Origin of the sequence: Bacillus sp. MUM 116, from assembly GCF_001866655.1 — a bacterium.
GTDB lineage: Bacteria > Bacillota > Bacilli > Bacillales > Cytobacillaceae > Neobacillus.
In genome coordinates, this window is sequence record NZ_MLYR01000030.1 from 43,203 (window position 1) to 56,361 (window position 13,159).

Here is a 13,159-nt window from a genome sequence, read left to right on the forward strand (position 1 = left end):
ATTCCGTGTGGGATGAGCGTTATTTTTTTAATGAATAAAAAAGCTAATTCGATAAAACCAACTCCTCAACAGGTTTGGTTTTCAATCATCCAATTCTTCGACATTCACCAAAATATGATCTTTATAATACACAATTAATTCACATGTAGCCTGGACGGCCTTTTGAATAACCCCAGCAAAGCACTGCCACGGCAAAGTGAAAATACATTTTAATCACCTACAATTAAAAAACTGAAAATTAAAATATTAGTATTTTTAGAATACGATCATTTTTCTGAACTATAAATGTTTAGTTTTTCGAAATAGTAAATTATGATTACCACTTTTAAAATCAGTAATAAGAGGGAACATATATTAATAAAGGCTTGTCTACGAGGAGGAATAAAAATGAACCGAAAAAATTTAATGATGACAACTGCCGCCCTTGGTGCTGCTTACCTACTAAGAAATAAAAAATCCCGGCAAAAGCTTATGAACCAATTTCAAGCCTTTGCAGATAAATCAAGAAGATAATCACCAAAACATCTCCTTAACTTTTAGGGGATGTTTTTTGAAAAACCTTCCTTCATGCATTCTCTGAAAACAGGAGATACTTTTTCTGAAGGAGGAATTTTTATGAGCCTAAACAATACATTAGAAGCAAAACAATCATGGAAAGATGTCGTTAAAAGCGTTAAAGCGCTTGATCCCCAAAAATTAGAAATTATTAAAGCGACCCTGCCGGTTGTAAAAGAACACGGAGAAGCGATTACAAAGCAATTTTATAAGCGAATGTTTAAACAACACCCTGAACTAAAAAATATATTTAACATGACACATCAGATCACCGGCCACCAGCCAAAAGCATTGGCCGATGCTGTTTATGGTGCCGCCGCAAATATAGAAGATTTTAGTCAAATCATGCCAGTACTAGAGAGAATCGGTGAGAAGCATCGCAGCTTACAAATCAAGCCGGAGCACTATCCGATTGTCGGAGAAAACCTGTTGGGGGCCATTAAAGAAGTCCTTGGAGATGCCGCAACAGATGATATCATGAATGCATGGGCGGATGCCTATGGGGTCATTTCAGATGTGTTTATACGTATGGAAGACAAAATGTATAAAACAACCGAATCACTGCCTGGAGGCTGGGCAGGATTCCGTGATTTTGTAGTTGACCGAAAAGTAAAGGAAAGTGATGTCATTACATCCTTCTATTTAAAACCAAAAGATGGAAATCAAATCGCAAAATTTATTCCTGGTCAATACATTACAGTTAAAATGGATAAAATGAGTGGGGAACAATATACTCACCTCAGGCAATATAGTTTATCGGACAGACCTGGATTAGACTATTACCGAATTAGTGTAAAACGTGAGGATTCAAGGAAAGAAGGCATTCCGGATGGAGTGGTATCTACCTACTTACACAATCATATCAACGAAGGTGATATAATCCCGATTTCAGCTCCTGCCGGGGATTTTTACTTAAATAAGGAGTCCAACCTTCCATTAGTTTTAATTAGTGGCGGGGTGGGATTAACGCCGATGATGTGTATGCTGAATACAACGGTTAATGAAAATCCGAATCGAACCGTTTATTATATTCATGCAGCGATTAACAGCAATTTCCATGCCTTTAAAAACCATGTTCATGACCTTGCTGCTGAAAATAAAAATGTTAAATCTTTTGTTATTTATGAAAAACCAACAGAATCGGATAAGGAAATGAAGGACTACGATAAGGAAGGGTTTTATACACTGGAATGTCTGCAAAGTGTATTACCCTCTAATGAAGCGGATTTTTATTTTTGCGGACCGTCTCCATTTATGAAAGTAGTGAATCAATCGTTAAAAAATTGGAATGTGCCTGAAGAACATATCCATTATGAGTTCTTTGGCTCCTTTGGAAACCTGGACGAATTTTAAAAAAACAAAAATGCAAGATGAACCATAATCATCTTGCATTTATACGTTTATTTTTTTAAATCGATTTGCTTAGCTTCTTTAATGTCCTCTTTAATTTCTTCTTTTATATCATCAGCAATACCCTCAGTTGCTTTTTTAAATTCACGAATCGATTTTCCAAAAGCACGTCCAATTTCCGGAAGTTTATTCGGCCCGAAAATGACTAAGGCAACAACTAAGATTAGAATTAATCCTGGTACTCCAATATTTGATAACATGGTAACACCCCTAGCGTAGATGGTTATATCAATCTACCTTCATTATAACGGTTTATCTTAGATTGTACAGTACATTAGGAAAAGGTTGCATGAATCATGAATAAGACTAAAAACACAATGCCCAATTTTAAGTGCCACTGTTTATCCATCCGTTTATATCGTTTTAATCCTAAAAACATAAGGAGAAACAAAATAACGGTCGTTACTATTCCGGTAAGATGGGTAAAATCAAGTTTAAACCCTCTAATAATGGCTAAATATCCGTGCAGGAGGGCTATAGCGGAAGAAATTAAGGCAACCGGGACATGCCACTTTCGTACCCATTTGCCAACAAACTGCAGGATTGTTTTTAATTGAATATCTCCAAGGCTGATTCCCTTAATTTTTTTCCATTTTAATAATAAAAAGACAGGATAAATAGCTATTACTGCAAAAAAGCCAATTCGGGATATGGAGCCTAATTGTTTAAAATTTTCCTTATAATGCCGGGAATCTTGCAGCATTAAGGTCTGATACGAAAGGGCAACGTACAATACGCCAAATAAAATTAAAATCACTGCTGCTATAAAAGTGAGTAAAACCATTCTTCGTTCTTTAGGATTCGCAATATATCGGGACAAAATCCCAGTTTCTTTTGACTGGCTAATGGGAAACACCACCTCAAAAATTTGTACCCATTTATCTTAATGGAAAAATATTAATTATTTCTTAATTTACCCTTAATTATTAGAAAATAATTAAATTTGTATTTTTTCCATCTTAGGTATTCCAATTTTCCTAGAAAAGTATAATATAAAGGTTGTAAAAAATGGATTATTTTGGAGGAGAGATATGGAGAGGTCCCTAAATGTAAATAACTTGGTCAAAAAATATGGAGCTAAAACAGCGCTAATGGATGTTTCTTTTTCAGTAAAGGAAGGAAGCTGTTTCGGTTTGCTTGGACCAAACGGTGCAGGTAAATCCACCACTATGAAAATTATTACCGGTATTATTGAAGCTGATTCAGGGGATGTGGATGTGTTTGGGCAGGATATCCGGAAATCTGCTGATTCAATCCGCAGTCTTATTGGTTACGTTCCGCAGGAAATTACCCTATACGAAAAAATTTCGGCATATAATAATCTTGTTTTTTTCGGAGAAATGTACGGGGTGAGAGGGAAGCTATTAAAAGAAAGAATTGCCGAAGTGTTTGAACAGGTGGGACTTAGTGAACGGGGGAATGACGCTATTCACACGTATTCAGGAGGAATGAAACGCAGGATTAATATTGCTGCAGCGATGCTTCATAAACCGAAATTGATTATTCTTGATGAACCTACCGTTGGTATTGATCCACAATCACGCAATCATATTTTTGAAATTATTAAGACATTAAGAAATGAAGGGGTTACCATCATTTATTCCACGCATTATATGGAAGAGGTTGAGGCCCTTTGTGATGATATTGCCATCATTGATCATGGAAAGGTGATTGTCCAAGGGAATTTAGATGAATTGCTTCATTTATATGCAACAAAAGCGATTTATCTTGAGTTAGAAGATCAGCAAGTGCCGCCTGTAATCATAGGAGTCACAAAGGTCAGTGAACATAAGAAAGGGTGGCTGCTTGAAACGGATGAGGTATTATTTTCAATGGAAAAAACCATTCAAACAGTAACGGAGATGGGGACCAAAGTAAAGGCATTAGAAATGATGAAACCCTCACTCGAAAGTGTTTTTCTTACTTTAACAGGAACTACCCTCAGGGATTAATGGAAAAGGAGAATTGGTCGATGATTAAAAGTATTATCCGTAAAGAAATCCAAGTAACCTTGAAGGAAAAAGGGACATTTTTTTGGTTGTTCTTGCTGCCAATCTTTTTTATCGTTATTTTTGCATCAATATTCGGAAACACTACAGATAAAATCACGGTTTCCTACTATGACCAAGACCATTCACAAATGTCCAAAGTGTTCCTAAAGCAATTAAATCAAATTCCCGGTTTTGAATTAAAAAAGGATTCAACGAAAAGCTTAAATGAGCAAATTAAAGAAATAAAAGATGGCAAGTCTACATCTCTTTTGGTGATCCCAAAAGGTTATGAAGAAAATCTAATGGCAAATAAGCCGGCAGATATCCAGCTATACCGCGATGCAACAGCGGATTCGGCCGTGGCACCAATAAAGGCTGTACTTGAAAATATGGCATCATCGTTTAGAGAAGCAAAACTCTCAAAAACTCTCCAAACATTAGGGCAAAATGCAGACCAGGCAAAGGAGACTTTAACCCCTCCCGTTAAATTAAAAGAAGTCAAAGAAAATGCTACCAAATTGAATATGATTACTCAGGTAGTTCCGGGATATACCGTGATGTTTGTCTTCTTTATTATGATCACGATGGTTAGGAATTTTATTAAAGACAAAGAGTCTGGTATGCTATCTCGTCTCAGGAGTACTCCAATGAAATCCTATCACTATTTGATTGGCATGTGGGTACCGAATATTTTGGTCGTTTTAACACAATCCACTGTTTTATTAGTGTTTGGAAAAGTGGTGTATGACTTGAATATAGGAGACGTTCTTTCGATTATTTTGATTGTCATCAGTCTGGCGGTTTGTGCGACCGGTTTAGGGCTTTTGTTATCAGTATTTGTCCGTAGTGAAAACCAAGGAGTTGCTTTTGTGCAAATTATTACGATGGGTGGGGCGATCGCCGGAGGTTTGTGGTTTCCATATGATTTCCTGCCAAGATTTGCCCAGATTGTCGGGAAATTCACTCCACAGTATTGGGCACAGCAGGGGATGCAGAATGTCATGATCCGCGGGGCCCATTTGGAAGATATCTGGGTACCTGTCCTCATCCTTCTAGGATTTGGATTAATAGGTTTAGTGATTGCTAGTTTACGGTTTAAAAAATTCTTTACGTCTGCGATAAATTGAAATGAGTATTTTAAAAAGAGAGGCAAAAAAAACGCTTGGATTTGTCAAATCCAAGCGTTTTTATCATTAGTTCAACCGTACAAGTTTTTTATCATTCCCATTATAAAATTGTTTGATAGCCCGATCAGTGTAAACCCAGCCCTTCCAACCAATATGAATTGTATCCTTCATGAAATATGGATCATATTCATGCCCGGAAAAATCAGCAACCTGAAATCCTTCCGCCTCAATTTGCTTCTTAATTCTATGATAATAATCGGTCCGGCCCTTTTTTGGAAAACCGGTATAATCATAATAATGTCCGTTGACCGGTACCGAGATGAATAACGGTTTGGCACCTGCTTGTTTTAATACATCAAGTACAAGCTGGAAGTCACCATATTCTTTCGACTTTCCATAGGAACCATGAATGTTTTTATTTTTTAAAGAAGGTAAGAAGCTTTTGATATTATTATACTGCGAATTCACAATATAAAAATGATTATTTGTTGCCCGTACTGCTCCATATTGCTCCGCTTCAAGCTCAAGCTGGTGCCATGTTTTATGTCGAAGAGTTGGACTGATATCCCGGCCCCGTTTCGTACCGCCTGCAAATGTGTAATATAAATCCTTCTTTTCTAGTAAACTTCTATAAGCAAGTGCAAATGGACGAACAAGAGTTGCTTCTTCCTTTGTCCATGGATTATTGGAAATTTCCGATTTATAAAGCGTAGAAAGCATTGGATCATCTTTTACAGATGAATAAGTCAATAAACGCTTGATAGCTTTTTTCTTTACTTCAGGATTGAGTGTATTATTAAAAGCAAAATCATATCCTTGCAGCGAAGAATAGTTCGGAACAAAATGCGATTCGTCGGCTCCATTAGGGTTAAACCATTGGGGAGATAAGACAAAAACGATTTTTTTTCCCTTTAGCTCTCCGAGATGTTCGGAAAAATTTAAAAAATGAATCAATGATTCTGAGCCTCCCCGCCCAACTAAAAAGGGGGTAAACCCATCATTGGCTACTTGAAAGTAATTGGAAGGGTGGAAGCGATCCAGCCTTGCAAGCTCTGATGAACCGTAAATTGGCAGATACTTGGGATCTTCAAGCATTATCCCTTGCACATATTTACCTTGAAACATGAAGGGATTTAATTGTGTTGCCGCTTCGCTGATCCTGTTTTTTGGAATCAGACTTTCAATCCATTTATTTGGAATTATTACTAGCACAATTAGAACAATAAAGGCTAGTATAAGCGGCATAAAAATGGGCTTTTTCATCTCATATCAGCCAATTGCATTGCAATGTTGTTTGGTGTATTCCAAGTATCACGGTCAAATTCGGTAATTGGCACGGTAATATCGAAGCGCTCTTCGACTTGAACGAGTAATTCTACCGTTCCAAATGAATCAAGGAGAGCAGAATCAAATAAGTTAATATCCGGATTTTCCTTTACTGCATCATCCTGGCAAATTTCAGCTAATAACTCAATCACTTGTTCTCTAAATTCCATCTTAATCAAACTCCTTAATGAATATAATGTCCTGAGAAAATATAAAAACCAAAGCAAACTGCATGGAAGGTTAGCAGAATACTAAAAACCCGTGTAAAATTATTTTTCGGCCACCATTTATGCTTTTTATTCCATTGTTCAAACATATTGTAGCCGACCATTAATAGTGCGTGATAAATTCCATATACAATATATTGTATCGCAAGTCCATGCCAAAATCCCATAAGCAGGAATAGTAAAACATAGCCAAGGTTGGAAGTTATATTTCGATTTTTAATCCATTTCTTTTTCGTCATCCAAAAAACAAACCGCATATAAACATAATCCCTAAACCAGAAGGAAAGACTCATATGCCAGCGATCCCAGAAATCCTTCATATTCCGGCTGATAAAAGGCAAGTTGAAGTTTTCCGGTGATTTAACACCCATAATATAGCTAACGCCGATTGCGAACGCGCTATATCCGGCAAAATCGAAAAATAAGTAGAAGCTATAACCATACATATAATAAAGCTGACTCTCGAAATGATTGGTTGCGATAAATCTCAAATTGGCGAGGAAAAAGTGATTAATCGAATAACCAATAATATATTTATATAAAAAACCTTGGAAGATTTTATTAATGCCGTTATACAATAGCATCTTATATTCTTCGCCTGTTAATTCCTGTTTCAGGTCTTTATCAAACCGGCGGTAGCGGTCAATTGGACCGGAAGAAATCGTCGGGAAAAACAGAATGAAATAAAGCAGTCGATGGAGCGGGATTGTTTGTTTAATTAACCCGTCCCTTGTTTCCATAATCATTTGTGTTGATTTAAAGGTTAAATAAGAAATTCCTAAAAAGGTTGCCCAATTAATCGGTGAAAAAAAAGGCAAGAACTTGGCTAGTATTAACGGCAAAATCGAAGCAATCACCGCGAAAGTAAAAACCAAGCCGCTGTTCGCCTTTTTTCGATAGGCAATATACCCTTTGATTAAAAGGACCTGCCAGATAGTGAAAACAATTAAAGCTATGAAACTAGGAAGCTTAGAAGAAAAAATAATGGCTAGGGCAACGGCAGAGACAATCATATTATAGGTTTGAAATCTCTTCCCTTGCAGCCCAAGAATGACCGTTGGTGCTAATAAAATAGCTAGGATGAAAAAGAATGTAAATGAACCATATGGTGTCATAGCAATACCTTTTCACGAATTTGTTTTCGATCGACTTTTCCGTTTGGAGTGATCGGAAGTTCTTCATGATAGGAGAACTTCCTTGGAATCATATAGGCTGGAAGTACTTCCCCTAGTTCTTTTTTAATTGCACCGGTCAGTTGATATTCTTTTTCAAAGTTGTGTCGTTCCGGAATAATCAGAACGGATAAGTAATCAATCTTATCGTTTTGATAGATAGGAACAACAACCGCAGTTTTTACATATTTAGATTTTGCAATATGATATTCGATTTCTTCAAGCTCCATTCGATAGCCATGCAATTTGATTTGGAAATCCATTCGACCTTTATAAAAAAGCTGTCCCTGTATCATATATCCAGCATCACCTGTACGGTAAGCCTGCTGGCCATTATAAGTGAAAAAGGCCTTTTCTGTTTGTTCCTTAAGTCCTAAGTAACCTTTGCTGACACTTGGTCCCACAATAATGATTTCGCCTTTTTCACCTTCTGAAACCGGCTGTCCATTTTCATCCAGTAAAAGAATTTGCGAATCACCCTTTGCTTTTCCTACTGGAAGGGTTTGATATTCCTTTAAAATTGCATCAGTCACCTCAACAGAAGTTACCGCAACCGTTGCTTCTGTCGGGCCATACGTATTAAAAATTTTCGCATTCGGAAACCGATCCTTCAACTGCTCACAGACGGAAACAGGCAGAATTTCACCACAGAAAAGAAATACCGATAATTCTGGAAGCAGTTCTTGATTAAAGGAAGGATCCATTAAACACATCTGAGCAAATGAAGGTGTTGACGTCCACACATTGGTGTTCGATCTTTTTAATTCTTCAAATAATATTTTCGGTCTTGCAATCATTTCCTTTGTAATTGCCCAAATTGTCCCTCCGCTTGCTAATGCAGGGTAAAGGTCCATTACGGAAAGATCAAATGAAAACGGTGCTTGATTTAAAAAGCGTAGCCCGCCATTGATAGGGAAGTCCACTTCCATCCAATCTACAAAGCTTTGCAGGTTATCAGCGGAAATTTGTACACCTTTCGGATTTCCCGTACTTCCAGACGTATAAATAATATAAAAAGTTTCATCTTCGTTTACCCAAGAGTCCAAAGTAACTGGCAAAAAAGAATCATTTCTGATTTCACTTAAGTTTACAACCTGAACGGATGGATCTCCAATCAATAGAGGCTCATTCGATACATTGATCACGAGTTTTGTTTTTGAACTCTCGATTATTTTTCCGACCCTATCCATCGGAATGGAAGTATCCACCGGAATATATGGATGGCCAGCCGTTACACTCCCTAAAAAAGCAACGAGCATTTCTGGTTCCATGTGCCCATAAATTAAAATTGGCGATAACGGCTTAAGTGCCAATTTTAATATATAAGAGGCAGTTTGCTCCGCTTTTCTCCAAAGTTCACCATAGCTGATTTCTTGATTTTGTGAGACAAAAGCAAGTGCAGTAGGCTCTGTTTCTGCAAATTGTTTGATAGTTGATAATAATTTCATAGAGTTACCCCCGCATTAAAAGTCATTGTAAATATACGATCCGGCACTTGAATCATTGAATCCGTACATGAAAAACAGTAAAAGAAGGATGATCAGGTAATAAATAAAGTTGCTGACCCACCGTACCTTTCCACGATAAAAAAAATCTTTTAATTTATCAATCATACTATTTACCCCGCGTTTGTATTTGTCAATAATGTGAACGGCTTAGATCTGAAATGAATTTTTTTAAAAAAAATAAAGCGTTTTGTTTAAGAATGTTTTTGTAAATATTGGCCCTATTTCGTCGATAGGTTCTGATTTGATTGACGTTTTAATCATAATCCCCATCGTATTTTCTTGCATTAAAATTAAATGAGAGCACTATTAATTTTTTATTATGCATCTATAAAAACATTGAAATAGCCGGCGCAATTTCGCACCGGCTAATTTATTTTAATTCTTTAGTACTTTTTTTGCAACCCATACTTTTCCAATAAGTTTCCTATTGAACCAATTTTGATTGTACATAGTGGTATAAGAGCTTTGCCGTTGCTTCAATCGATGATTGATGGGTCCGTTCAAATGCATGGGACGAATCGATCCCGGGACCGACTAAACCATGGACAATGTCATGCCCGGCACGAATCGCTGCTGAGGCATCGGATCCATAGTATGGGTATATATCAAGCCTGTAGGAAATTTTATTTTCTTCAGCAAGGCGGACTAAATTTTTTCTCAGTTCATAATGATAAGGACCACTGGCATCCTTCACACAAATAGATACGGTGTATTCATCGGTAGATTGGCCATCACCCATTGCCCCCATATCAACGGCTAAATATTCCACGGTTTCCGGTGTGATATTAGAATTGCCGCCATAGCCGATTTCTTCGTTATTGGAAATAAGGAAATGGGTCGTGTATGGCAAGCTGATATTTTCGTTTTTTATTTGCTTAATTAATTGCAGGAGAATTCCGACACTTGCCTTATCATCTAAATGCCTCGATTTAATAAAACCGCTTGGAGTGATTTCGACTCGTGGGTCAAAGGAAACAAAATCCCCGACTTCGATTCCAAGGGCACGAATATCTTCTGCATTATGTACTTTTTCATCAATACGAACTTCCATGTTCTCCTGATTGCGCTCAAGCTTACCTGCATCCTTATAAACATGCACCGATGTTTGATGCATCAAGATGGTACCGGTGTATTTTTTTCCGTTGCTCGTTTCAATCTGACAGTATTCGCCTTCGATGGAATTGTACTTGAATCCGCCAATTAGGTCGATTCGCAGTCTGCCGTTTGCTTTAATTTCTTTCACCATTGCTCCAAGCGTATCGACATGAGCCGTTAACATTCGGTGACGGTTTGCATCTTTCCCCGGAATGGTCGCAATCAATCCGCCTTTACGATTTCTTTTTGTTTCCACCTTTAACTCAGAGAGGAAATGTTCGACAAATGTAATAACATCATGGGTATTTCCAGACGGACTTGGAATCGAAACAAGTTCAGTAATTAATTTCATTGTTTCTTCTGTATTTGCATATGACAAGGCGATTCTCCTTTCAAAATCATTCTTTTTTATTATACAACTAATTAATTTTGAGATAACAAAAATCGTATTTCCGGCAACTTTTTTTAGCTTCCTGCATAGGTTAACAGTAATGAATTTTTGTTTTTTAGGATAAAACAGAGAAAAATTGGGTATAACTGGAACAATTTTTAAAGTAAGGGGAAATTTAAAATTAGCGATTTACAAACTGGCGGAGGGAGAAAAATGACCAGATTAGAACTATATCATGCCAAACCGAAGCAATCTTCACGAAAAGGTCCACTCTTTTTCATTCTTGCTTGTATCATTTTAACTGTAGGTTTTTTTGTCTTTCGTTATTTATATTTTAGCACGATTCGCATTGAGGCACCGGCTGAGGATTACGGGAAAAAGGTTGTCATCCAGCTTCCAAATGGTCAAAAGCTGTATACGTATGAAAATTTAATTATCGAAAAAGATGGGAAAAAATATTATAAAGGGGAGCGCAATACGATTGATGTAACAGGAGGCAAGGTCGATTATAATAATTGGAAATAATAATAGATATGAAACTATAGTAAGATTAAAGAAATGCGTACGAGAAAAACTCGCACGCATTTTATTTTTATACCAGTTTTTTACGGCGGTTTAAGGGAATAATTCAAATAGGCGTTTTTGATTTATAGGGGAGATTGAGTTGGAAACTATTTTTCGTATCTTAATTGTTTTATTTGCAGGATATGTATTATTAAGGGTGACAGGAAAAAAGGCAGTCTCCCAAATGCATACTTTCGATTTATTGTATATCTTTGTGCTTACCAATATCATCAGTACGCCAGTAGAGGACAGTCATCTGGGAAAAGCGATTATTTATGGTGTCATAACAGCCTTTTTTTATAAAATTTTTACCCGGTTATCGTTACATAATAAATTAAGATGGATTTTAAATGAAAGTCCTACTGTGTTGATTCGAAATGGTGATATTGATCGAAAAGGGCTAAAAAAGGTGCGAATGCCGGTTAATGAACTATTGTCGCACTTAAGAGTTCAAGGATATACAGATACACGAAATATTGCTCTTGCTGTCATGGAAGAAACAGGAAGCATAAGTGTTATTCCTAAATCAAAATACCGACCCGTTCAGACGAATGATTTAAATATAACGGTGAAGAGAGAATACATCCCGATTCCACTTATTATGGATGGTCAAATCATTTATCATAATTTAAAATATCTAAAGCTGGATCAAGATTGGCTTATGAACGAGGTTAAAAAGATAGGTGAAAAAGTAGAAAATATCATTCTGGCCACTTTTTTAGACAATGGAAAGTTATTTATAGATAATAATGAAGTAAAGCACCATAAAAATGATCCATATTTCTACAAGCCTGGGGAAGATAATTAAATTCAGTAAACGAACTACAAAAGGGGGATTATTGATGAAACAAACCAAATTAGACTCAAAAGCTCTTTCAATTTTAGAAAATAAAATTCAATTGATTAAAACGGAAAAAGGGGCCCTATACTTAGTCGGACCTATTCGTCTTCCAGTTAATTTGTTTGGAGAAACCGTGGTGTTTAAGTGGTATTGCTGGTTAAACTGCAGTGAGGTAACAGAGGATTTTGAAAGGATAATTGAAAAATTATCTTCTGTTAACTTAGCTGAATTTCAACAATCGAGTGTTTTGGTCTTTGGGGATTTTGAGTATGCCGATGATGCAATTATTCGATTACATTCAATTTGTCACACTGGTGATATTTTTGGAAGTAAAAGATGTGATTGTGGCTTCCAATTAAAACAATCGATGAAAATGATTGTCGACCATGGAAATGGCGCACTATTTTATTTGGCGAACCATGAAGGGCGTGGAATTGGCTTATTCAGCAAGGCGATGGCCTATATCCTACAAGAAAATGGCTATGATACTGTAGATGCAAATCAAGCTCTTGGGTTTGTCGATGATTCAAGAAACTATAGTGATGCCATTCAAGTTCTCAAAGCATTAAGAAAGAAACCGGTAACCTTAATAACCAATAATCCGAAAAAATTAAATGCGTTAAAAAATGCCGGCCTGCCTGTTTCGGAAAGAAAACCATTATGGGGGGATGTTTCCGAATTTAACGAAAAATACTTGGAAACGAAAATAAATCGCTCCGGTCATATAAAAGACCAAGGGACTTGTCCGAATGATTAACAATGAAATTTAGATTTAATATACAAATGTGGGTTTTTTAGATGGAATTTATTTTTCTATCATGATATCCATTAATCAACCTTAGGGAACATGCCTTTCACCTTCAAGTTTATCCAGCAAAAAAACCCTTATATACAAATCCGTGAAATTTGTATATAAGGGAATCTTAAATAAACTGAAATTTAATGATTCAGA

15 protein-coding genes are annotated in these 13,159 nt (G+C 36.6%); 7 read left to right on the forward strand and 8 right to left on the reverse strand.

Features of this window, described 5'->3' with window-relative positions; genetic code table 11:
• Window positions 1-387 precede the first annotated feature (387 nt).
• Window positions 388-513, forward strand: coding sequence for a hypothetical protein (locus BIV60_RS30300; protein ID WP_256218353.1), 126 nt, complete (start codon window positions 388-390; stop codon window positions 511-513).
• A 102-nt stretch (window positions 514-615) separates the two neighbouring features.
• Entirely contained in the window at window positions 616-1,908 is a 1,293-nt protein-coding gene (hmpA, locus tag BIV60_RS08695; RefSeq protein WP_083402167.1) for an NO-inducible flavohemoprotein, read from the forward strand.
• A 47-nt stretch (window positions 1,909-1,955) separates the two neighbouring features.
• Here the strand turns inward: hmpA and BIV60_RS08700 are convergent, their stop codons facing one another.
• Window positions 1,956-2,165: a twin-arginine translocase TatA/TatE family subunit gene (locus BIV60_RS08700; RefSeq protein ID WP_071355336.1), complete on the reverse strand. Its 210-nt coding sequence runs from the start codon at window positions 2,163-2,165 to the stop codon at window positions 1,956-1,958.
• A gap of 74 nt (window positions 2,166-2,239) precedes the next feature.
• Window positions 2,240-2,821, reverse strand: a complete 582-nt coding sequence (locus tag BIV60_RS08705; protein ID WP_071355337.1) for a hypothetical protein — start codon at window positions 2,819-2,821, stop codon at window positions 2,240-2,242.
• 175 nt (window positions 2,822-2,996) lie between these two features.
• Here BIV60_RS08705 and BIV60_RS08710 point away from each other — a divergent pair, with 175 nt between their 5' ends.
• Window positions 2,997-3,917: an ABC transporter ATP-binding protein gene (locus tag BIV60_RS08710; protein WP_071355338.1), complete on the forward strand. Its 921-nt coding sequence runs from the start codon at window positions 2,997-2,999 to the stop codon at window positions 3,915-3,917.
• A gap of 20 nt (window positions 3,918-3,937) precedes the next feature.
• The gene (locus BIV60_RS08715) at window positions 3,938-5,083 is read left to right on the forward strand and encodes an ABC transporter permease (protein WP_071355339.1); all 1,146 of its coding nucleotides are present in this window, start codon (window positions 3,938-3,940) and stop codon (window positions 5,081-5,083) included.
• 66 nt (window positions 5,084-5,149) lie between these two features.
• On the opposite strand, the gene dltD is transcribed toward BIV60_RS08715, so the two are convergent.
• From dltD to BIV60_RS08745, 6 genes are all read right to left on the reverse strand, one after another.
• On the reverse strand, window positions 5,150-6,346 hold the full coding sequence (gene dltD / locus BIV60_RS08720; RefSeq protein ID WP_071355340.1) for a D-alanyl-lipoteichoic acid biosynthesis protein DltD: 1,197 nt from the start codon (window positions 6,344-6,346) through the stop codon (window positions 5,150-5,152).
• Window positions 6,343-6,579: a D-alanine--poly(phosphoribitol) ligase subunit 2 gene (gene dltC, locus BIV60_RS08725; RefSeq protein ID WP_071355341.1), complete on the reverse strand. Its 237-nt coding sequence runs from the start codon at window positions 6,577-6,579 to the stop codon at window positions 6,343-6,345. The genes dltD and dltC overlap by 4 nt, the downstream gene beginning before the upstream one ends.
• Before the next feature lie 14 nt (window positions 6,580-6,593).
• On the reverse strand, window positions 6,594-7,751 hold the full coding sequence (dltB, locus tag BIV60_RS08730; RefSeq protein WP_071355342.1) for a D-alanyl-lipoteichoic acid biosynthesis protein DltB: 1,158 nt from the start codon (window positions 7,749-7,751) through the stop codon (window positions 6,594-6,596).
• Complete coding sequence (gene dltA, locus BIV60_RS08735; RefSeq protein WP_071355343.1) at window positions 7,748-9,256, reverse strand: D-alanine--poly(phosphoribitol) ligase subunit DltA; 1,509 nt, start codon at window positions 9,254-9,256, stop codon at window positions 7,748-7,750. Before dltA ends, dltB begins: the two co-directional genes overlap by 4 nt.
• 15 nt (window positions 9,257-9,271) lie before the next feature.
• Window positions 9,272-9,421, reverse strand: coding sequence for a teichoic acid D-Ala incorporation-associated protein DltX (dltX, locus tag BIV60_RS08740; RefSeq protein ID WP_071355344.1), 150 nt, complete (start codon window positions 9,419-9,421; stop codon window positions 9,272-9,274).
• A gap of 319 nt (window positions 9,422-9,740) precedes the next feature.
• Window positions 9,741-10,763 (reverse strand): M42 family metallopeptidase, encoded by a 1,023-nt coding sequence (locus BIV60_RS08745; protein WP_177177255.1) that lies wholly within the window; start codon window positions 10,761-10,763, stop codon window positions 9,741-9,743.
• A gap of 252 nt (window positions 10,764-11,015) precedes the next feature.
• Between BIV60_RS08745 and BIV60_RS08750 the strand changes: the two genes are divergently transcribed.
• The 3 genes from BIV60_RS08750 to BIV60_RS08760 all read left to right on the forward strand — a co-directional run bounded on the left by BIV60_RS08750 (window position 11,016) and on the right by BIV60_RS08760 (window position 12,964).
• Complete coding sequence (locus BIV60_RS08750; RefSeq protein ID WP_071355346.1) at window positions 11,016-11,327, forward strand: hypothetical protein; 312 nt, start codon at window positions 11,016-11,018, stop codon at window positions 11,325-11,327.
• 139 nt (window positions 11,328-11,466) lie between these two features.
• On the forward strand, window positions 11,467-12,174 hold the full coding sequence (locus tag BIV60_RS08755) for a DUF421 domain-containing protein (protein ID WP_256218354.1): 708 nt from the start codon (window positions 11,467-11,469) through the stop codon (window positions 12,172-12,174).
• A 34-nt stretch (window positions 12,175-12,208) separates the two neighbouring features.
• Entirely contained in the window at window positions 12,209-12,964 is a 756-nt protein-coding gene (locus BIV60_RS08760) for a GTP cyclohydrolase II (RefSeq protein ID WP_071355348.1), read from the forward strand.
• The last annotated feature ends 195 nt before the right edge of the window (window positions 12,965-13,159 follow it).